Here is a 20,735-nt window from a genome sequence, read left to right on the forward strand (position 1 = left end):
TCGCAGGACCGGACCACAAGTGATTGACAAATCCCAATCACTTGCTCAGGATGTCGTCGTGCGCTTCGTCTTCCAGGGATCCGCGGATCTCCCGCCACGCCCGCCGTGGCCCGAGCAATCGAGGTCAACCATGCCGAACCAGCCCGGAACGACCGACGGGACCGCCGCTCCTGAGATCCCCGAACACCAGGCGGTTGCCCCGCCGGACGAGGAGGCGGTGTCTTGGGTCAGCCCTGTCGAAGCTCCCCCCGGGCCCAGGGAGGGGGTCAACGACTACGACAGTTTCGCGGAGGCTTACGCGGCCGAGAATGAGACCAGCCTCCTGAATGCCTACTACGCGAGACCCGCGATCGTGGACCTGGCCGGCGATGTCGTGGGCCGGCGGATCCTCGACGCCGGCTGCGGCGCCGGCCCGGTGGCTGCGGACCTGCGCGAGCGCGGCGCCGTCGTGGCCGGCTTCGACTCCAGCGCCGCGATGCTGGCGCTGGCCCGGCGGCGGCTCGGCGACGGCGTGGTGCTGGAACAGGCCGAGCTGGGCGGGCCGCTGCCGTTCCCCGACGCCGGCTTCGACGACGTCGTCGCTTCCCTGGTCCTGCACTACCTGGAGGACTGGACGACCGCGCTGGCCGAGCTGCGCCGCGTGCTGAAGCCTGGCGGTCGCCTCATCGGGTCCGTCCACCACCCCTTCGTCAGCCACCTGACGGCGCCGCCCGGAACCGACTACTTCGCCACCCGCCCCGCCTCCCAGTGGTGGGAACTCGGCGGCACGAAAAACCTGATGACCTTCTGGGACCGACCGCTGCACGCAATCACCGACGCGTTCACCGCAGCGGGCTTCCGGATCGACGTCATCAGCGAACCGCCTCCGGCACCGGGCGCCCGCGAACGGTTCCCTGAGGTCTTCGCCCAGAAGGAGTCGGGCAAGTTCCTGTGCTTCCTGTTCTTCGTCCTCACGAAGGCATGACCGGTCCCGCACTGCCGCGGAGCCACAACGGTGCAGATCGCAGGCCCGGAGGTAGTTGGCGGCAACCGCGGCAGTCCGGGCGAACGCTCGGGCCCTGGAAATCTCGGAGGAGGGCGTGTCTGGTTACATGGCGGAGGCCCGGGCCATGTCCACGCACCTCCGCAGTGCCACGACTGCCGGGTTGTCGTGTCGAACTGTGCACCAGTGCTCCATCGCCCACACCAGCCTGACCCAGCGGTCAGTTCCCAGGGCGGATGGCTGCACAATCGACGTGCGCCTCAAGACGGAGGATGCGTGCTGCGGTCACCCTGTGCGAAGGTGGAAACTGCCGCCCGCCGCGACGAACGGACACTCCTTGCCGGTAGATTCCGTCAGTCGAGGCGGGCGGACCAGGGTCTCTGCGCGACGCCTTAGGACGAAGATGAACTCGTCACGACGACGGCCATCGTCGGATCACCGATGACCACAGCCAACGGCCCAAGGCCGCGCTCATCCGCTGCTGATCCATCACCGTCTATGTCCTGCACCAGCACCAGGATGCGTTGCTGTGGCTGGGTCCTCGGTCGGAAGAAGTCTTCGCTCTCTCAGAGGCAGCTCCGCGGGAAGAGACTCTCGACCTTGACTCAAGTCGCGCCCTGCGGGTGACGTCAACGGGACGAGCCGGCTATCTGGTGGACGTCACGAAGGCTGATGCCGACGGGGGACTTCGATGATTGTCGGGCCCTGGTCAGCAACCCTCGACCTGCTGGCGTATTTCGTTGGGACCTGACTCGCCGACCAGCTTTGGGGGATCCGGGATGCATGGTCTGCATGGTTGGCTGCGCGGGGTGGCGGCCTACCGCCGGCGGTCCAGGTGCTCGAGCTGTGCCACGCTCGTTGGTGGCGTGCTGGTGAGGCTCACCATGCGCCGGTGCTCGCGCTCCATCTTGAGCCGGTTCTCGAACTCGGCCTGAGTCCGGAACTCGTCCTCGGAAGGCCATAGGCCGATTGCGAGGATGAGGAGGAAGGTCACGACGCTGACGGCCATGACGACTGGAACGAGCAACTGCATTGCTGAGGTGCCTGCAGGGATTTCGGCTATGGGGTTGACGACGGAGACGCCGGCCATGCCGGTGTAGTGCATACCGGTCACCGCGATCCCCATGACCAGGGTCGCGACGATGGTCGCGAGCGTGCCGCGGATGTGGACCGTGCACCACAGCGCCGCGGTGGCGGCCACGATCGCGATGACGACCGAGGCGATGACGTAGACCGGGTTGTAGACGATCTGCGCGGACATCTCCATGGCTTCCATGCCCATGTAGTGCATGGCCGCGACGCCGGCCCCGGCCAGTGCGCCGCCGACGAGCATCGCCGGCAGCTTGCGCTTGCCCAGCTCGGTGATGAACAGGCCTGCGCCGACCACGACGATCGCGATGGCGGCGCTGAGGAGGGTTTCGGGGATGTTGTACCGAATGGTCACGCCGGAGGCGGAGAAGCCGAGCATGGCGACAAAATGCATCACCCAGATCCCGGTACCGCCGAGGGCGACGGCACCGAAGACGAGCCACGCCGCGCGTGCGCCGCCGGAGGCCGCTCGGGCCCGGGACGTGCACGCAAGACCCGTCGCTGCGCCGGTGCACGAGATCGCGAACGCCAGGATGGGCGTCACGATCCCGAAGGTGAAGTGGTCGATCAATGGCATCTTGTTGAACAGCCCCTCACAATGGTCCCGTGAACCGCGGAAGCAAACTCAGCCTGCACGAACAATAGGCAGATCTCACCGCTTAAGGGATATTGCGCGCGTGATGGGAGAATCCGCAGCGAGTGCCTTGTCGAGGCGGAAACGTGTGAGGAAGGCTGTCATTCGGCCCGGCCGTGGCAGCGCGGTGACCATCGGCGGAGCGGTCGCCCGGCTCGATGTACCCCAAGCGTGGGTTTCTTCAAGCTGACCTGACGGTCCAGGTCCGTCGCCGACGGGCCTTCGACTCTCACCCGTTGCCTCCCGCACCGGCGGGCCGCTACTTCGGCGCTGCACGGATTCGCCTCGTGGTGTGGTGGCGCTCATGCAGTCACACGCCTCGACAGGCCTGATGACCGGTCGTGGTGCTTACCAGTTACGTTCCAGTGTGACCCGAAGTGTGCGCCGGTCAGGTCGACAGCTTCGGCAGCGTCTCGTGCTGGCGGCGCTCCTTCCGAGCGATCGGCGCCCTGACGACGTCGGAATCACCTCGGGCCGTGCTGATCCGGAGGCCTTTGCCTGGATCTGGAGGCGCGGATGGCAATAGTGGACGGCCGGGAGTCGTGGTCCGGCCGGGCCTGGACGAGAGCAGATATCGTGGCGTCGCTGCTGGTGAGGTGCTTGCGTCCGGTGGAATGCGGGTTCAGTCACGCTGGGAGCGTTCGTCGGTGGCATGCTCGGCGTCCACGGGGTCGTCGCCCCAGCTCATGAGGATGTCCAGCTTCTCCTGCGAGGGTGAGCCGACGTCGGCGGTGTAGGCGGACAGAAACAAGCCCCCGGAGTCGGGGAGGTGCAGTGTCTCGTAGTTCAGCGACATCACTCCGACGGTGGGATGGAAGATCCGTTTGGTGCCGTGGGCGTGCTTGAACAGCCGGTAGTCGGCCCAGTACCGGGCGAACTCCTCGGAGGCCACCGACAACTCCCCGACCAGCTTCTCCAGCGCCGCGTCCGGCTTTCCGGGGTTGTACGCGGCGCGCAAGGCGGCGACCGTGGGCGCCGCGATCGACTCCCAGTCCGGGTAGCGGGTGCGGGTCGTAGGGTCCAGGAACAGCCACCGGGCGATGTTGCGGTCGGCTGGTTTCATGGCGCCGAAGTCGGCCAGCAGGACGGTCGCCGCCCGGTTCCACGCAAGTACGTCCATGCGCGGTCCCTGCAGCATCGCGGGCACGGGGTCGATCGCGTCGATGAAGGTTCTCAGGCCTATCCGGACTTTCGGCCTCTGTGTGGGACTGGCCGGTTGCGGACTGGTGGGTGCGCTACCGATGAGGGTGCGCAAGTGCTCGCGCTCAAGTGGGTCGAGCTGGAGTGCGTTCTCGACGGCGGTCAGGACTTGGTCGGAGACGTTCCCGATCCGACCTTGCTCCAGGCGTGCGTAGTAGTCGACGCTGACCCCGGCCAGCGCGGCGACCTCTTCGCGGCGCAGGCCGCGGCCGCGGCGGGGGATGGGTGAGGGCGGTAGCCCGACCATGGCCGGATCGATCTGCGCGCGGCGCGAGGTGAGGAATTCGCGCAGCCCGTTCGATGTGGTCATCCCCTCATTGTGCGCGCGAGAGCAGCGAAATGGATGCCCTTAGCACGCACCGCCAGTGCCACTTCGGGCTCGTGTCTGACCTGTACCAGCCCAGATCGTGCGCGGTGGGGTGGTCGTGCTAGTCGCCGCTGCGGGACTCGGCGTGAACAAGACCAGCGGCACTTCGGGGTCCTAGGGCAGTGCCAGATTCTCGAATCGCAGCTGTACCGTGCCGACCTCGTGGTGGTACAGCAGCTTGGTGGTGTGGTCGGGATCCTTGACGCCCTAGCTGCCCATGTCTGCCGGAAGGTCCCGCTTGCCGTGGCGAGCCGGTCCACGAGGGAGTGCGGCTAGCGGGCACTGCGAGTACCAGTTGCCTCGGTGCGCGCTAACTCGTTCCAGGGAAGGCGTGGCGCTGTTGTGATCAGTAGGACGCCATCACAACGAGAGGGACACCCCATGGCAGAGAACCTGACCGGCACGGTCGCACTGGTCACCGGCGCGTCCAGCGGTATCGGCCACGCAACCGCCCGGCACCTGGCAGCGTCTGGCGCCGCCGTCGCCCTGGTCGCCCGCCGCAAGGACCGGCTCGAAGACCTGGCCGCGCAGATCCGCACCGAAGGCGGCACCGCGCTGACCATCGGCGCGGACCTGACCGATCCGGTCGCGGCCGCGGCGGCGGTCGAGCGCACCGTGACCGAGCTGGGCCGCCTCGACACGGTCGTGAACGCGGCCGGCCTCATGATCAACGGCCCCACCGAAGAACTGTCGCTGGACGACTGGGACCGCATGGTCGACATCAACCTGCGTGGCCTGCTGAACGTGACCAAGCCCGCGATCGGCCACCTGTTGGCCGCCACCGGGACCAGCCCCCGGAAGGTCGCCGACCTGGTGAACATCTCTTCAGTCGCCGGGCGGTTCGCCGCCGTGGGCACCGCGGGCTACAACGCGACCAAGTTCGGAGTGACCGCGTTCACCGAGGCGCTGCGGCAGGAGTACGCCAAGCGCCACCTGCGCGCCTCGGTCGTCGAGCCCGGCCGGGTAGAAACCGAGCTGTTCGATCACCACGAGGGCGAGGCGGAGGGCTTCACCGCCATGTTCGGGCAGATCGAGTACCTCCAGCCCGAGAACATCGCCGAGGCCGTGGCCTACATCGTCACCAACCCGCGCCACGTCGCGGTCAACGAGATCGTCATCCGCCCCACCGAACAGGCCTGACACGCGCGCAGCCGACCCGGGCCGCTGCGGCCGAACCTGAACCGAGAAGAACCACCAAGTCCGGCAGACTGTGGGGCAACACCTCCCTGATGACCCGAGGCACGCGTTGACTGGGCGCCGCAATCGTGGCGACCCACTGTCGCCGAACGCCGCGCCCTGTCGTTGAACCGGCAGGACGGTTCTAGGGCTTCAGGTCACGACGAGGCTCGTAGTTCATGGCTGCGCGAGCCAAGCGGGCGAGGATCGCTTCGGTGGTCACGGTGCTGACCGACCAGGTGGCCAGCAGGTGCGCAGCCGTGATCGTGCCCAGGTCGGCGGCGATGACGAGCTGGTGGCGGCGCAGGACGTTGCGGTGCCGAGCCGGCCAGGTCAGAGACTCCAGCTCGAACGACGGCGGCAGCGTCGGGAACAACAGATACAACGGTGTGGTGACCTGCTGCTCGATCGCACGGCGCGCTATCGAGACCGAGAGCTGGTTCACCTCTGGGGCGCTGAGACGGCCCAGGGCCGCGCGTTCCTCTGGTGCCAGTTCGAGCCAGGGGAACGCGCTAGCCCAGCGAGTTGCGTCCAGGGTGTAGGAGGTTGTGTGGTTCATCGGTGGTGTCCACTCCGGTCGGTTTGGTCCACCTCACCAGAAGGACATCTCGATCACGCTTCGATCCGGGATCTTTCACCCGATCCAGAGGGGGTGAAATTCCGCTTGGGGCCTGGTCGGGTCGAGCCGCGGACCGTCCCCGCTGCGTCCAGTTCGCCGCGGTCCTGACATCCTTGGTCGCGTCCTGGACCGGCCGTGAGGAGGAGTTCGATGAGCAACCTGTCTGCGCCGCTGCCCGCGAACAATCCGTGCGGGTCGTGCCCTTACCGGCGCAATGTGCCCTCGGGGGTGTGGGACGCCTCGGAGTACGAAAAGCTGCCCCGGTACGACGCGGCGACGACAGACCAGCCAGCCCGGCTGTTCTTGTGCCATCAGCAGGACGGGCGGATCTGCGCGGGCTGGGCCGGCTGCCACGACATGGACCACAACCTGGCCGCTCGCGTCGCGGTCCTGGACGGCCAGCTCACGCCCGACGAGCACCAGCAGCTCCTGGACTACACGACGGACGTGCCGCTGTTCGACAGCGGCCAGGATGCCGCCGACCACGGACGGGCCGACGAGAGCAACCCGGGGCAGCGAGCCCGGCAGATGGCGCGCAAGCTTCGACACCGCCAGAAGCTCCAGGCCCAAGATGCCGGTCCCAGCGTGGAGCTCGACCAGATCTGACGACCGAAGCGGCCCTGTGCCCAGCCCTCGATCCGCGCGTGCCAGGTCATGCTTCACACGCCCTCACCGTGGCACGGGTGGCGGCTAGTCGATCGCTGGCGCCGGTAGCTTCTGCACTTGCGGCGGCCACCCGAGGACCGGCAGCCACGGTCCGACCGAGGCAATGAACCACATCTCTTGCTCGTGGCTGAGCAGCAGCACGAGTGGGCGGCCCGCTGCACCGAGGCGGGAATGATGCAAGCTGCCGTCGCCCAGGAGGTCGGCTGCGCGGAGGATGGGTACGGCCTCGATGCCTGGTGCGACGGTGCGAGGCCGAGACTCAGCGGCGAGCTCTTCCCCGAGGAGCGCACCGAGCGCCTCGACGACGAAGCGACGCGTCATGCTCCACATGTGCGGGAAGAGGGCGTTGTCGTCCCCGACCGGGCCGACGAGAAAGTCGACCAGTTCGTCCCGCGTCAATGACTCCGCCACTGGCTCGTTGAGCGTGTCCGGGGCGGAGGAGATCCAGCGCTGCACGAACCAGCGCCGCAGCGTCATGCTCAGCTCGTACCACGACTGCGAGTCATCAGATTCGACCACGCGGTTGATCCAGACCAACGCCGTAGCGGAGGGACTGTCAGCGCTCGCCAGCGCTTGCAGATCAACGTTCATGGCAACTCAGCGTGGCATTCATCCGAGACCACATCGCCGGCCGGTGCGGGTGATTTGCGCGCCTGGCGGTCGCGGAGCCCGGCCGGAGAACCAGGAGTACTGGCGTATGCACTGGCAGGGGGACCCCATGGGGCTGAGCGATCGTTCACGCGCGATACCGCGCTAGTCGAGTCTGGCGTGTCGCCTAGGTTTCCGGCAGGGCTGGTCGAGGCCAGGATGGCCAGGCCTCGATGACGGGGCCGAGCACCATTTCCTCGCGCTCGAAGTGTTGCCGTAGCCATGTGCCCAGGTCGTCGAGTGCCACGGCGAGGCGTGCGAGCGCTATCGAAGCATCGCCCGGACTGCCCGCGGCGAGCAGCGTGGTCTCGATGCGTTCGAGCATTCCGTCTAGTTCCTGATGGTCCGCATGCAGGTGCTCGACAAGGCTGGTCAGGTGAGGGGCTGCAACGCGCACCGGCGGCAGCACGATCGTGTCCTCCAGATCGTGGTGCTCACGAAGCAGGCGGCACAGAACCAGCAGGTCCTGCCGAGTTCGGATGAGCAAGCTCATCCGTCGCAGCGCCGCCAGACGCGGTAGGGGGCTGTCGGCGGTGACGCTTCCGGCCGAGTCCACCAGCGATCTGCATGCCTGAAGGTCGCGCAGGATCAGAGAATGCGCGGCGTGTAGTTCGCGCAACAGCGGATTGGGGGCTGTCGTGTCGTGGTGCGCTGTCATCGTGCTCTGCTCTCAAGGACGGCCAGTTCGCGCCAGTCCAGGACTGGCCAGTGGTGCATCCGCATCTCGGGAAGCAGGGATGCTCGCCGCTCGAACCGTGGGCCGCGTATGCTTCCGCATCGGGTGGCCAGGGTGAATCTTGACGCTTGAACTGGAACGAGCGTATCGGCGAGTCGCCGGCCTCTCTCGCTGAAACAGGCCGGTCGCGTTCCTGAACGCAGGTGGATTTCACCTGACGAAACAGATTGCCGTGTTCAGCGCTGGCCGAAACCTCCATCGCGAGAGCCAAGAAGAACCCGTGCCGGTCGGCTGCGCTGCGGCACAGCATGCCCAGGCGGGACCGAGTGTGCGGGCTCCGGCGACCACGAGTCCGGGAACTGGCCGCCCTGCGGGCCTCACAGACGGAGCCCCGCCGTCCTGGACATCCGGATGCGGGTGAACATTCCCGCGCCATTCATAAATCGGTAGAAGTAGTGTGATTATTATCGAGCGTGTCGAAATCGGACAGTTCTGCGCGGGGAGGGGACGGTTCAGCGTGGGCACTGGTGATGCCCGGATCGACGACTGGGTGGTGCACCGGCCGAACGTGGTGCGCTCCGTCGCGGCCCGCGTGCCCGGTATCGACGCCGAGGAGGCCACCAGCCGAGCCCTGGAGAAGATGGTCCGCATCGTCTCCACCGGCGGCACCATCGACGACCCCGCCCCCTACTGGCGCAGGGCCGCCGTCAACGAGGCCATCTCGATGACCCGTGAGGCGGGCCGCGCCCGACCCGTCGAGGACGACACCCTCGACGGACTCACGCCTCCCGTGCAGGGCGCCGAGCTCGACGCCGAACGCGAGGCGGACGTCAGCATGCTCCGCTCGGCGCTGTCCGACCTGGCCGACGACGACCGCAAGATCCTGCTCGACCGCCACGTCCACGACATGGCGGTCACCGACATCGCGGGCGACCTCGGCGTACGCCCGCACGCGGTGACGATGCGGCTGCGCCGGGCCGAGGAACGCCTCGCCGGCGCGTTCGCCGCCGCCCACGCCCAGGCCGTCAACGAGCCCGAGTGCCGCACCACCCGTGCCGCCATGCACGACTACCTCAAGGGCCGCCTCCTGCCGCGCAGGCAGCGGCGCCTGGAGGTCCACATGGACGGCTGCACCGAGTGCACCCGGGCGTTCATCGACGTGCGCGAGGTGTCCTGGATGCTCCGCGACCTGGGACAGCACCTCATCGCCGGCGGGCTGCTCAGCACCGGCGCCGCTGCCGGGGCCGCGGGCGCGGCGGGCGCCGCGAAGCCGCGCTCGTTCGGCAAGAAGGAGACCGCCGTCGCGGCGGGCGTGCTGGCCGCGCTCGCCATCGGCAGCGGGGCCGCGGCCCTGATCGTGAACCAGCTCGGCGACCCGCCGATCCAGGCCGTCGAGGATGCCGGCGCGGCCGGTGACGGTTCCGGGGCAGGCGGCGGAGCCGGGTCCGGCGCGGGTGGCGGGGGCGGCGACGCCGGTGGCTCGCCGTCCACGTCGGAGGATCCGTCGACGGACGAGAAGCCGCCGTCGATCCCGCCCGCCGACCCGCAGCCGCGTCCCGCCACCACGCCGAAGGAGGACGGGACGACCACGCCCGCCGACGCGGCGCCCGTGGTGGCCGAGCCGGCACCCGCTCCGGACACCGAGGCCCCCAGCGGCTCCGGCGGTTCCGGCGGTTCCGGCGGTTCCGGCGGGGACTCCGGCCCGGACTCCGGCTCCGGGTCGAACCCGGGCGGTGGCTCGGGCACGCCGGAGGAACCGGAGCAGCCTCAGCAGCCCGAGGAACCGCCGACCGATCCCGAGCCCCCGGTGGAACCGCCGGAGGTCCCGGAGGAGCCCCCGGCGACGACACCGGGTGTCGGGACCGCGCTGAGCGAGCTGCTCGCCAGCCTCGGGCTCGAGGGCCTGCCCGGGATCGATCTCGCGACGACCACCCTGGACGAGATCTGGCAGCTGCTCTTCGGCACGTTCTCGACCGTGCCCGACGAGACAGATCCGGCGACCGGGGACTGATGGCCGGGCCATCTTCTACAAGGCTCTTGGCGTCTTAGGTACTGCACCGGCCGAGGTCATCAGGCTGAGCCGACGCGAAGCGTGGACCCAGCGCAGACGGGCGCGGGAGTCGCGCCTCGCACCGACAGTGCGTTCCCGGTCGCCGCTGTCCGATCGGACGGGCGCGCGACGTGCCCGAGCCTGGCATCCACGACACCCTCTTCGCGCTCGGCGGCGATTCGTTCGCCTTGCTCAAGGCCGTACGACGCTCGGGCCTCACCCCTGGCCATCGTGGAGCTCTGCTGGTGTGTGGCCGTCCGCCCTACCCTCCCTGACCAGAGCGACGGCGGCAGTGCACCGAGCGGTGCATCTGGGCTCAGCCGCGCCTGCAGCAGTGGTGCGTTGCGTCGAGTCGGTGGGACTTTTGCGGGTTCCGGTCGCCCGACTGAAGCAGTTCCCACAGAATTCATCTCGGCGGTATGTCGATCGACGCGACAGATTTCACAACTAGACGAGTTGTGTCGGCGTGGCAATGGGCAATGGACCGCCCAGCCAGGCCGGAGAACGGCTATTTGCCTGAAATCCGTAGAGCAGATATCGGCGGGGAATGTCCGTGAGCGTAGGGGGAACCGTAAGCATGCGTCAGAGGCAACTCAACCGAAACCGTCGGACTCGGGCGTCCGGGGCGATCCTGCTGGTGGCAGCTCTCCTCTGCTCCCTCTTGCCGCTCCTTTCAACAGCACCGCCTGCTGCGGCAGCGACGAATGCGAACTGTTCGACGGCGGACGAAGGGTCGGGCCGCTATGCGTCGACTTTGTGCTGGTTCGATTTCTCTGGCTATGACCCGGCGCAAGCCATGAGCGCGGAAGGCCAGGACGTGTCGGTCGCCCTTCCCGGTGGATCCACACTGACGTTCATTCTCAAGGCATCGGGCGGGCAGGTCCGGGGAGATTCCTTCCCAACATATTCAGCGGCATATCTCGGTAACGGCTCCTACACCGGTGTCGGCGGGCGCCCTGCCCTGTACCAAACGGGGAATAGCACCACCTCGGACCTCGTCCTGAGCAGAATTGCTCTCACGACAGCCGGGGGCGAACGGTCCACCGCTTTCTCGCTCGTCGGCGCGGACGCCGAGAGCACGGACGCGAACGAATCGATCGCCTGGAATTCCAGCGACCCCCTGTACTCGCTCACTGCGGAGGCAGGCGGCGCGGGTATCGGAAATGCGTGTGCTCGCGGGTACTCGGGGCTCGGCACGCGCACCGTCACCTGCTCCGGCGCGGGCAGTGCCAGAAAGACCGGCACGGCGATCGTCGCCAGCCAGGCTCCGGACACCTTCAGCCAGCGCATGGTGGGAGGAGGCCGTCAGGCCGTCGCCTTCGGTGTGCTCCTGTCGCGGATCGAGCTGGACAAGGAAGTCGGCTCCCGTTTTACCGGGGACGCCTTCGAGGTGGCCATCAGCGACGAGGCGGGCAACCGGCTGTTCGATGCGTCGACCGGCCCCACCGGGACCTCGGCGACCACCGGGCAGCAGACGGTCCTCACCACGGACCGGGGCGCCACCTTCCGGTTCTCCGAGCGAGCCACCAGCGGCACCCTCGACCGGTACGACGAGACCTGGTCGTGCACACGCAACGGTCAGGACGATCCGACGCTGCCCAGCGGCCGCGAGGTCGGTCCCGCGGCCGACGTGCACCTGGGCATCGGCGACTTCGTGTCGTGCACGATCACAAACACCGCCAAGCCCACCAGCCTCCTGCTGCAGAAGCGGTCTGGTGACCCGGACGACGTGAACGTCAACGGGCTGCCCGACGTCGGTGACCTCGTCCGGTACACGTTCGACGTCACCAACACCGGCGACCTGCCTGTCGAGGCGATCACCGTCGACGACCCGAAGATCGGCACCGTTACGTGCCCTGCGGGAACGCTGGAGCTGGGGGAGACGGTGACCTGCACCGCCGACGAGCTGTACACCGTGACCGCTGAGGACCAGGCGGACGGCTCGGTCGACAACACCGCGACGGCCTCCGGCACCACCGAAGGCACCGAAGACCCGGTGACCTCCAACGAGTCCTCCACGACGACACCGCTGACCGCCGCCGAGCCGGCGATCGCCCTGACGAAGATCGCGACGCCGCACGACGAAGCGTCGTTCGTGGTGGACCAAGAGATCGCCTACAGCTTCGTCGTGACCAACACCGGCAATGTCCCGCTCGATGACGTGACCGTCGATGAGGCCGCGTTCTCCGGCACTGGCGACCTCTCCGCCATCGACTGCCCCGGGACGCGGCTCGAGCCGGACCGCTCGATGACCTGCACCGCCACGTACACGCTGACCCAGGGCGACATCGACGCCACACGCGTCACGAACACGGCGCAGGCCACCGGCAGGCCGGTCGGGGGTGGTGACCCGGTGAGCGCCGACGACAGTGCCGAGATCCCTGGCGTGGCGGACCCGCTGATCGGCCTGGAGAAGTCGGTCGAACCTGAGACGGCCCGCGCCGCGGGGGAGACGGTCGAGTACACCTTCCACGTCATCAACCAGGGCAACATCACGCTCACCGACCCGCAGGTGACCGAGACCGCGTTCACGGGCACCGGTGAAGCGCCCACCGTGAGCTGCCCCGCCGGCCCGCTCCCGCCTGGGGCGGCCGTGGACTGCACCGCCCTGTACACGCTGACCCAAGACGACGTCGATGCCGGCGTCGTCGACAACGCCGCGACAGCCACCGCGACACCCAGCGCCGGTGATCCACCGGTCTCTGAGGAGTCCACGGCCCGGGTGACGATCCCGGAGACGAACACCGGCATCACGATCCTCAAGTCTGCCGACACAAGCACCTACACGGAGATCGGGCAGACCGTCACCTACACCTTCGAGGTCACCAACACCGGCAACCGGTCGCTGGACGACGTCGTGGTCGAGGACACGCAGTTCACCGGTAGCGGAGAACTTGCCGACGTCGTGTGCCCCGCACGGACCCTCGGCGGCGGTGCGTCGATGAGCTGTTCGGCCACCTACGAGATCACGCAGGCAGACCTCGACGCGGGCACCGTCTACAACGCGGCGACCGCCTCCGGGACACCCACCGGCGCGACCGACCCGATCAGCACCGCACCGAGCGACGTCACCATCACCGCTGAGCAGCAGGCAGCCATCAGTCTCGTCAAGACGGCCGACCCGACCCAGGCCTCGCAGGGCGACCAGATCCAGTACGTCTTCCGGGTGACGAACACCGGCAACGTGACGCTCGCGGACCCGCGCATCGACGAGACGGAGTTCTCGGGCACCGGTGAGCTCAGCGATGTGAGCTGCCCGACGGGCCCGTTGGCGCCCGGCGCATCCGTCGACTGCACGGGTTCCTACACCGTGACTGCCGCCGACCGCACCGCAGAGATCGTCGAGAACACCGCTGTGGCGACGGCGCGGCCACCCGTAGGCGTGGACCCGCCCCGTTCGAACGAGTCGTCGGCGTCCGTGCGGATCCTCAACCCGGCGATCGCTCTGGAGAAGGCCGCGGACCGCACCGGCCTGAGCGTCGATGACACCATCACCTACACCTTCAAGGTCACGAACACCGGCAACGTCCCACTCCAGGACGTCACCGTTGCCGAGACCCGGTTCACCGGCTCGGGTGCGCTCTCCGCAGTGGACTGCCCCGAGACGACCGCATCGCTTGCTCCGGGCGATGTCGTGAACTGCACAGCCACCTACCGGGTGACGCAGGACGACGTGGACGCGGGGTCCATCGACAACACTGCCGTCGCATCCGGCGCCCCCTCCTCGGGCGATCCGGTCGAGTCGGACCCGTCCGCCGTCCGGATCACCGAGGCGCCGGTCGCTGGGCTCAGCCTTCTCAAGACCGCTGACCTCCAACGGGTCACCCGTCCTGGCCAGGTCATCACGTACTCGTTCGTCCTGACGAACACCGGCAGCGTGACCCTGACGAACCCCACCGTGCAGGAGCAGGAGTTCTCCGGACGCGGCGTTCTCTCACCCGTGACGTGTCCCGCTGATGTGCGCCTGCTCCCGGGCGAGTCGATCACCTGCACCGCCACCTACGAGGTCGTCGCCGCCGACCTGACGGGCGGCCCCCTGACGAACGTGGCGACAGGCACGGCCGTCGACCCTCACGACGATCCCGAGACCTCACCTCCGTCGCGCGAAGACGTCACGACGGAACGGGACGGTGACTTGGCGAACACCGGCTTCGACGCCGGCACGCTCACAATGGCCGCCGCCGCGCTCGTGCTGCTCGGACTGCTGCTCACTGCCCTTCCGCGGCTGTGGAGAAGAGTGCTTAGCGTCGCCCTGCGCTGATGAGCCGGAGGCGGGCCCGGTACCTGCGGCGGTAGCGGGCCCGCCTCCCTCGCGATGCCATGGCCTTCGAGGAACCAGGCGCCTGACGGACCGACACGCGTCGCCCCTCGCACCAACAGCGTTTGCCAAGTGCACTCCGGGGCGGTCAACTGGCGGTGCCTCGTCCTCGCATCCAAAGGTCACAGGGGGTGTGTCCCTCGGGTGCGAGGGCGGGTGCATTCCATACGTTTTCGGCGGGCCCGGTATCAGGTTGGCGTCTCTACACACCGACGTCGGACGGCTCCGTCTTCGGGCTCTGCGGAAGTGACCCCGGTTTGAGCAGCTCGGGGCGATCTCAGGAAAGTTCGATCGACGCTAGCCTTGGCATAGCGAACCAACGCCGTGCGTCCAGGTGTCTCGCCCCGGGCCTCACGAGGAGTTGTGATGGCAGCCAGGTCTGAGGATGAGGCGCGCCGTGATCCGTGGACGGCGCAGTACACCTCGATCGTGCTCGATCTGCCCGACCGGCTTGATGAATTCGTCGGGGCGTTGCAGAGCAGTGATCCGGATGCGGCACTCATGGCATTGTTCGATTGCGATGCCCCGATGGCGCTGCAGCTTCGCCGTACCCAGTTCGATTTCCTCACGCCGCAGCGGCGGGCTCAGCTGCATCGCGATTTGGAACAGCTTCGACGAGCGAACACCTGATTCAGGCCAGAGGAGCCGGGCGGGGCTGCTCGGTGCTCTCGTTCGCGCCCGTACCCAGCAGGTGCCGGGTGCGGCGTGGGTTAGGTGGTGGGGTTGGCCCACCTGATCGTGTACCCGGCCTGCTGCAGGCCTGAGGCCGTCTGCTCGACGTCGTCGCGGCGTGCTTGGCGCCAGAGGTCGACCTCAGGGCATCACCATCAACAACATCCAGCCAGGACCTGTCGACACGGACGCCAACCCCGCTGACGGGCCTTCCTCGGACCTTCAGCGGTCTCTCATGCCGATCGGCCGCTACGGCACCGTCACCGAGATAGCCTCACTGGTCGCTTACCTCGCCGGCCCGGAGTCCTCGCTCATCAACGGGGCGTCGATCGACATCGACGGCGGCTTCAGTGCATGAGCGCCGACGGAACTTCCGCGGCGCTTGCCCTGTCATCGCGGGCCACCGCCGTCGCGACAGCCGCGGTGCTCACACTTCAGCTCATGCTCACGGTCGATGCGCAGGTCATGACCGTCTCGCTGCCCGCCATCCAGCGTGAGCTCGGCTTCAGCCCGTCGGCGCTCTCGTGGATTCCTAACGCTTACGCGATCGCTTTCGGAGGCTTGGTCCTTCTGGGAGGTCGGATCGGCGACACCTTCGGGCGTGCGCGCGTCTTCCTGTTCGGTACCGGTCTGTTCGTCGTGGCCTCGCTCGTGGGTGGGCTGTCGAGCTCTCCCGAGGTTCTGATCGGCGCGCGAGTCGTGCAGGGTGTCGCATCGGCCACAGCTGCTCCGGCAGTGCTCGCGCTCGTCTCCACGATGGCCAAGGACGAGAACGCTCGGAGGAAGGTGCTCGCTTCCTTCACTGTGGTGTCGGCAGTGGGTGCTTCCGCGGGCCTGGTCCTGGGAGGTGTCCTCACGGACCTGCTGTCCTGGCGCTGGGGTCTTCTCATCAATGTCCCCATCGGGATCGTCGTGATCATCGTTGTCAGAAAGCTCGTCCGAGACGGAGCACCGCACGCGACAGGTAAGTTCGACGTGCCGGGTGCAGCGTTCGCGACCCTCGGCTCCGTCGCGTTGGTCTGGGGCTTCGTCAACGCCGGCGACAACGGATGGACCTCGGCCGGCACGCCGTTGTTCTTCGGCGCTGCTCTCGTCTCCATTGCCTTGCTCGTACTCGTGGAGCGGCGTGCGGTGAACCCGCTCATCGCGATCCATCTGCTCAAGCAACGCGCTCGGGTCGGGGCGCTCGCCAACATGGGGCTGACTCTCGGAGCGCAGGCGTCGATGCTGTTCTTCATCGCGCAGTATCTCCAGCGCGTTCTCGATTTCAGTCCGTTGCTCGCGGGCGTCGGTTTCCTGCCGCTCACCGCCACGATCTTCATCGTCACCAGATGGGTACCGGGCTGGGCCGGCCGTCTCGGATCGCGGCCACTGCTCCTGGTCGGCGGCGCACTGCTCGTCGCCAGCTTCCTGGGCTGGTCCGGGCTCGACACCTCGAGCACCTACTGGCATGTCGTGATCCCGTTGGTCATCCACGCGTTCGGCTGCGCACTCATCTTCACCGCGGGCACGCTGCTCGCCATGGACGGCGTACCAGACAGCGACGCGGGCTCCGCCTCGGGAATGCTCCAGATGATCCAACAAATAGGCGGCGCCCTGGGCATCGCCATCGTCGTCTCTGTCTACGCGACGGGCTCGGTCACCGGCCAGTTCGTGCCGGGACTCCAGGGCGCCTTCTTCACCGGCGGCGGTCTTGCGGCGCTGGCGGCGATCATCGCAAGCGTCACTGTCGGGAGCCGGCGGCGGAGTCGGTGGCCGCAAGAGTTAGAAGGCACCGGTGCCTCGTACCCACAGATTCCAGCCAAACCATAAGGAGAACATCATGAGAATCGCCATCCTCGGCACCGGCCCGGTCGGCATCGCACTCGGCAACGCTTTCATCGCTGCGGGCCATGACGTGGTCTACGGCTCACGCTCGCCAGAGAAGGACGGTCGGCCCGCGCCCGTTACGACAACAGCAATCGCCGCCGACTCCGCCGACCTGATCCTCACGGCCCTGCCGGGCGCAGCGGCCATCTCGACGCTTGAGGCTGTCGGGGACGACGTGCTCGCGGGCAAGATCGTGCTCGACGTCTCGAACGCCGTCACTCCCGAGGGCGCACTCGCCTATCCCAACGACAGCGTCGGACGCCTCATGCAGGAACGCTTCCCCGACGCCAAGGTTGTGAAGTCGCTGAGCACGATGTACCACGGAGTAATGACCGACCCGACTGCGCTCGGCGCCACAACGGTCTATGTCTCGGGCAATGACGACGATGCGAAAAACGTCGTGAAGTCGCTCCTGAGCGACCTGGGTTGGCCGGAGGCAAGCCAGTTCGACCTCGGCGGCATCGAGACTGCTGTCGGGCCGGAGCACTACATCCCGTTGTTCTTCATGACACTGCAGGCCGTTGGCGCGCCAGTGTTCAACATCAACGTGGTGCGCTGAGCCCTGGCGATCAGTCCAGGGCGCTGACCGTCGTAGCCCGCAGTGGGACATCTCGGGCACGGCGAGTTCCAGCGGTCGCGGGTACCAATCCTGCCCCCATTGCAAAGACCGGGCCCGGAGATCCTCGGATCTCCGGGCCTGAGTGCTGTCCGGAACGTGAACTGGTCGCCACAGACGCTCGTTTCCGCGCGCGGGACTGTTCATTCGCGCGATCAACGTCGCTTGCGTCGCGATCGGCTACGAGCATCAGTGCGCCCGCCTGCCCGACCCGATCACCGACGCCCTGGCGCTGACCGTTCGCCGTTCCAAGGGGGTCGGACGGCGATGAGCACATCTTCGTCGCCGTGGCCAGCGAGCACGCCGCCACCCAATTCGGGCGCCGCGTTCCTCGCGCGGATCGCTGTGCGCGGAACATGCCGAGGAGGATCCCGTTCCGCAGCAGTGACCGCCGGTACACCTGGGGGAGCACGAGCGGCGTCGGCAGGTCGCGGCTGCGACTCACGTCGATACGTGGCGGCGTTCGGCCGGCCCCCCAAGCGTTCCCGTCGGTGCGCTGGTCGCTTTGGTGGCGCCTTGGACGCGAGCACATGTAGTGCTGTCAGATCCGACAGGTGGTAAACCCTGCAATTCCCCTACATTCGGCGGCCTCGGGGAGCTCGTGTGGGCGCAGCCGCCCAGCCGGGTCGTCCTGACAGGTCGCCCGCAGGGTCTCGGCGGAGGGGCTGCTGCACGAGTAGGTGACAAGGCCTCCCAGCAGCGAGCAACCTGGGCGGTCAGCAGGTAGTCTCCCGCCCTGCACCGAGCTGTGCTTCCCATTGGGTGCTGAGGCACGAGATTGGATTTGCCCGGTGTGTCGGCCTCAGCGATCAGATCTTCTGGCGGCGCGCACGGTCCTCTGCGCGGAACGCCCGGTAGTTCTCGTCGGTGATGATGAGGCCGCCGAAGTCCTGGCGCGCCCTGGCGAGGATCGCAGCTCCTGGTACGTCCTCGGCGTACCAGGCTTCGGGGTCGGGGTGGCTGACCAGGTGTCGGTCGTTGCCGAGTTCGGTGATGTTCCAGCCTGATAGGTCTCGGGCATGTTCCAGGTGTGTCCCGGTAAGGACCTGGATGCCGTAAGCGTCCAGAACGTATTTCCAGCGGGGCGCCAAGCCCAACTCCGGCCAGAAATTTGGAATCTCGTTCGGGTCTATGGCGCTGCAGCTCCGCCAGGACGCACCGCAGGCATGACCGGAGCAGGCCAGGAGATCGGGACGCTAGTTCGCGATGTTTGATAGAGCAGAGTTGATCAACACGATGACTTGGAGGGTGTGACGTGCCTCCGCGGTGTCCCCGTCGTTGTCCGGGATCCAGCTCTCGAGTGACTTGACGACGAATCGCCACTGATCGGCGGAGAGTTCGACTTGCGTCGTGCGGTCGTACACGGGCCAGCCGCCGTTCTCGGGACCGTGAGTCGCGACCTGGTCCCATCCTGCCTGCCGTACCGCGGCCGCGGCAGATGTTTCCTCGCGCTGGCCCCGTTGATTCGCCGACCAGTGCACGTTGTCCATCGTTGCGTCGACTCTCAGCCAGTCCCGGACTGTCATGATCAGTCGCATGTCTGACTTCCCTTCCGCGTCGACACGGACTGCTTCTCGCGGACATGTTGCACGCCGACAACGCTAGCGCTACCGCAGGCTGCGTTCCTCTGCCAGGAGTCCCACGCTGCCCGCCACTCGTTAGTCCTGACGTCAGGACACGTGCACGTTCGGTGGATTGCGGTAGAACCCATCGTGGCGGATAGCAGTTCGCTACCTGCCGCTGCTTGTGGACGTGTTCTGTCATTGCAGGGGGCCAGATGGCCGGGGATGGTGTCCGGCCGTGGACATCGTTGATTCCACCGGAATCTGCGGCACGGCGTCCGCCTTCAGATCTGGCCAGTGCTGTCGGACAGCCCGGCTTGGTTCGGTTTACTTGGATTGGGTTCGTGCGTGACGCACGGCCCACTCGAGCGCGTGGTCGGCGACCTCTTCCCACCCGGGCGCGGCGCAGGTGAGGTGCGGGCGGTCGGGGAAGTCGTACGTCTCGGTGAGCGCTGAGGAGTGGCGGTACTTCTTGGCGTTCGAGTACTGCACCGCGGGTGGCATCAGGTGGTCCTCGCCGCCCGTGATGAACAGCAGCGGGGCGCGCTCGTCGAGGTCGTAGTCGACCCAGGTCTCCTGGTGGCCGGGCTTGAAGTTGGCGATCAGGCCGTAGGCCCAGACCCAGTTCCCGGGTGCGGGGATGTGGAAGCGGTCGAACGCGGCGTCGGACTCCTCCCGGCTGAGTGTGTTCGCGAACACGTAGTGGAACTGCTCTTTCGTGTAGCCCACTGCCCTGTGCCGGTTGGCCGGGTTGGCCAGGACCGGGAACAGCGACTTGATCTGGGAGGGCGGGTTGACGCGTACGCCTTCCGGCGGTGCCGAGTCGATCAGTACGGCGGCAGCGCCCAGCCCTTGGTTGACCAGGACCTGGGTGAGGGTGCCGCCGAACGAGTGAGCCATGATGATCGGCGGGCTGTCCAGGCCCTCGATCACGGCGGTGAGGTGGTTCAGGGTGTCCGGCACGCTCACGGTGGCGATGACGTCGGGGCTCTCGCGCAGGACCTCGACCTCGACCTCGAAGCCGGGGTACGACGGCACCACGACCTCGTGCCCCTTTGCCCGGTAGTAGGTGGCCCAGTCGTCCCAGCTGCGGGCGGTCATCCAGAGCCCGTGGATCAGCACGATGGGTGGCTTGGCGGTATTCGTCTCGCTCATGACGGTCTCCTGTTCGGTGAGATGTGTCGGCGCGGTTTCGTCGCCTTGCACCTTCCTACCGTGCAGGTCGCCCTGACGTGACACAACAGCGACGCAACGGCGCTATCGCACGGCTAGCCCCTCGTGTCGCAGCCGCCGTCGGCTCGGTGCACCTGGTCGCAATCGACCAGGTGGTGACGCTGCGGCCACGATCCGAAGCGCGGGTGAACAAGGTGACGCGTCGGGGATGCCGAGATGTCCTGTCAGCGAAATGTTCCGTTATGACCGGGTGAAGCGCCTACCTAGCGTCTTGTGCCGGCCTGAGGCCTGTTCGGATGCTGGGACTACTGAGACAGCCGGCTGGGACCTACCTGTGTGGGCGCCTGGGTGTACGAGGGGTGGTCGTGATGCACGGTGCTCGCGTTTGGTTGGTTGCCGCACTGGCGGCTTCCTCCCT

General features: G+C 67.4%; 17 protein-coding genes. 9 read left to right on the forward strand and 8 right to left on the reverse strand.

All coding sequences use genetic code 11. The annotated features are described in order from the left end of the window. Nucleotides 1-58: 58 nt before the first annotated feature. Complete coding sequence (locus tag FHX71_RS08340; protein WP_312876970.1) at nucleotides 59-964, forward strand: class I SAM-dependent methyltransferase; 906 nt, start codon at nucleotides 59-61, stop codon at nucleotides 962-964. A gap of 835 nt (nucleotides 965-1,799) precedes the next feature. Here the strand turns inward: FHX71_RS08340 and FHX71_RS08345 are convergent. Further along, nucleotides 1,800-2,648, reverse strand: a complete 849-nt coding sequence (locus FHX71_RS08345) for an MHYT domain-containing protein (RefSeq protein WP_246402377.1) — start codon at nucleotides 2,646-2,648, stop codon at nucleotides 1,800-1,802. A gap of 679 nt (nucleotides 2,649-3,327) precedes the next feature. Further along, nucleotides 3,328-4,215, reverse strand: a complete 888-nt coding sequence (locus tag FHX71_RS08350) for a helix-turn-helix transcriptional regulator (RefSeq protein ID WP_182615256.1) — start codon at nucleotides 4,213-4,215, stop codon at nucleotides 3,328-3,330. 438 nt (nucleotides 4,216-4,653) lie between these two features. On the opposite strand from FHX71_RS08350, the gene FHX71_RS08355 reads away from it, so the two are divergent. Further along, the gene (locus FHX71_RS08355; protein ID WP_182615257.1) at nucleotides 4,654-5,412 is read left to right on the forward strand and encodes an SDR family NAD(P)-dependent oxidoreductase; all 759 of its coding nucleotides are present in this window, start codon (nucleotides 4,654-4,656) and stop codon (nucleotides 5,410-5,412) included. A gap of 181 nt (nucleotides 5,413-5,593) precedes the next feature. On the opposite strand, the gene FHX71_RS08360 is transcribed toward FHX71_RS08355, so the two are convergent. Beyond that, nucleotides 5,594-6,007, reverse strand: a complete 414-nt coding sequence (locus FHX71_RS08360; protein ID WP_182615258.1) for a hypothetical protein — start codon at nucleotides 6,005-6,007, stop codon at nucleotides 5,594-5,596. A gap of 210 nt (nucleotides 6,008-6,217) precedes the next feature. Between FHX71_RS08360 and FHX71_RS08365 the strand changes: the two genes are divergently transcribed. After that, nucleotides 6,218-6,673: a DUF6283 family protein gene (locus tag FHX71_RS08365; RefSeq protein ID WP_182615259.1), complete on the forward strand. Its 456-nt coding sequence runs from the start codon at nucleotides 6,218-6,220 to the stop codon at nucleotides 6,671-6,673. Nucleotides 6,674-6,757: 84 nt separating this feature from the next. On the opposite strand, the gene FHX71_RS08370 is transcribed toward FHX71_RS08365, so the two are convergent. Then, complete coding sequence (locus FHX71_RS08370) at nucleotides 6,758-7,324, reverse strand: hypothetical protein (protein ID WP_182615260.1); 567 nt, start codon at nucleotides 7,322-7,324, stop codon at nucleotides 6,758-6,760. A 184-nt stretch (nucleotides 7,325-7,508) separates the two neighbouring features. Further along, nucleotides 7,509-8,039, reverse strand: coding sequence for a hemerythrin domain-containing protein (locus FHX71_RS08375; protein WP_182615261.1), 531 nt, complete (start codon nucleotides 8,037-8,039; stop codon nucleotides 7,509-7,511). Nucleotides 8,040-8,574: 535 nt separating this feature from the next. Between FHX71_RS08375 and FHX71_RS29165 the strand changes: the two genes are divergently transcribed. The 6 genes from FHX71_RS29165 (at nucleotide 8,575) to FHX71_RS08405 (ending at nucleotide 17,525) form a co-directional block, all read left to right on the forward strand. Continuing rightward, entirely contained in the window at nucleotides 8,575-10,068 is a 1,494-nt protein-coding gene (locus tag FHX71_RS29165; RefSeq protein ID WP_182615262.1) for an RNA polymerase sigma factor, read from the forward strand. A 586-nt stretch (nucleotides 10,069-10,654) separates the two neighbouring features. After that, entirely contained in the window at nucleotides 10,655-14,368 is a 3,714-nt protein-coding gene (locus tag FHX71_RS08385) for a CshA/CshB family fibrillar adhesin-related protein (protein WP_182615263.1), read from the forward strand. Nucleotides 14,369-14,791: 423 nt separating this feature from the next. Further along, nucleotides 14,792-15,055 (forward strand): hypothetical protein, encoded by a 264-nt coding sequence (locus FHX71_RS08390; RefSeq protein ID WP_182615264.1) that lies wholly within the window; start codon nucleotides 14,792-14,794, stop codon nucleotides 15,053-15,055. 160 nt (nucleotides 15,056-15,215) lie between these two features. Next, nucleotides 15,216-15,455 carry an SDR family oxidoreductase gene (locus FHX71_RS08395; RefSeq protein ID WP_220489569.1) on the forward strand — a complete coding sequence of 80 codons (240 nt, stop codon included), beginning with the start codon at nucleotides 15,216-15,218 and terminating at the stop codon, nucleotides 15,453-15,455. Continuing rightward, nucleotides 15,452-16,909, forward strand: a complete 1,458-nt coding sequence (locus FHX71_RS08400) for an MFS transporter (protein WP_182615265.1) — start codon at nucleotides 15,452-15,454, stop codon at nucleotides 16,907-16,909. Before FHX71_RS08395 ends, FHX71_RS08400 begins: the two co-directional genes overlap by 4 nt. Before the next feature lie 10 nt (nucleotides 16,910-16,919). Then, nucleotides 16,920-17,525, forward strand: a complete 606-nt coding sequence (locus FHX71_RS08405) for an NADPH-dependent F420 reductase (protein ID WP_182615266.1) — start codon at nucleotides 16,920-16,922, stop codon at nucleotides 17,523-17,525. A gap of 866 nt (nucleotides 17,526-18,391) precedes the next feature. Here the strand turns inward: FHX71_RS08405 and FHX71_RS08410 are convergent. The 3 genes from FHX71_RS08410 to FHX71_RS08420 form a co-directional block, all read right to left on the reverse strand. Continuing rightward, complete coding sequence (locus tag FHX71_RS08410) at nucleotides 18,392-18,673, reverse strand: hypothetical protein (protein WP_182615267.1); 282 nt, start codon at nucleotides 18,671-18,673, stop codon at nucleotides 18,392-18,394. 105 nt (nucleotides 18,674-18,778) lie between these two features. Then, a complete protein-coding gene (locus FHX71_RS08415; RefSeq protein WP_182615268.1) occupies nucleotides 18,779-19,120 on the reverse strand; it encodes a hypothetical protein in 342 nt (113 codons plus the stop codon). Nucleotides 19,121-19,471: 351 nt separating this feature from the next. Further along, a complete protein-coding gene (locus FHX71_RS08420; protein WP_182615269.1) occupies nucleotides 19,472-20,299 on the reverse strand; it encodes an alpha/beta hydrolase in 828 nt (275 codons plus the stop codon). Between the last annotated feature and the right edge of the window lie 436 nt (nucleotides 20,300-20,735).

It is taken from the genome of Promicromonospora sukumoe (assembly GCF_014137995.1).
Classification (GTDB): Bacteria; Actinomycetota; Actinomycetes; order Actinomycetales; family Cellulomonadaceae; genus Promicromonospora; species Promicromonospora sukumoe.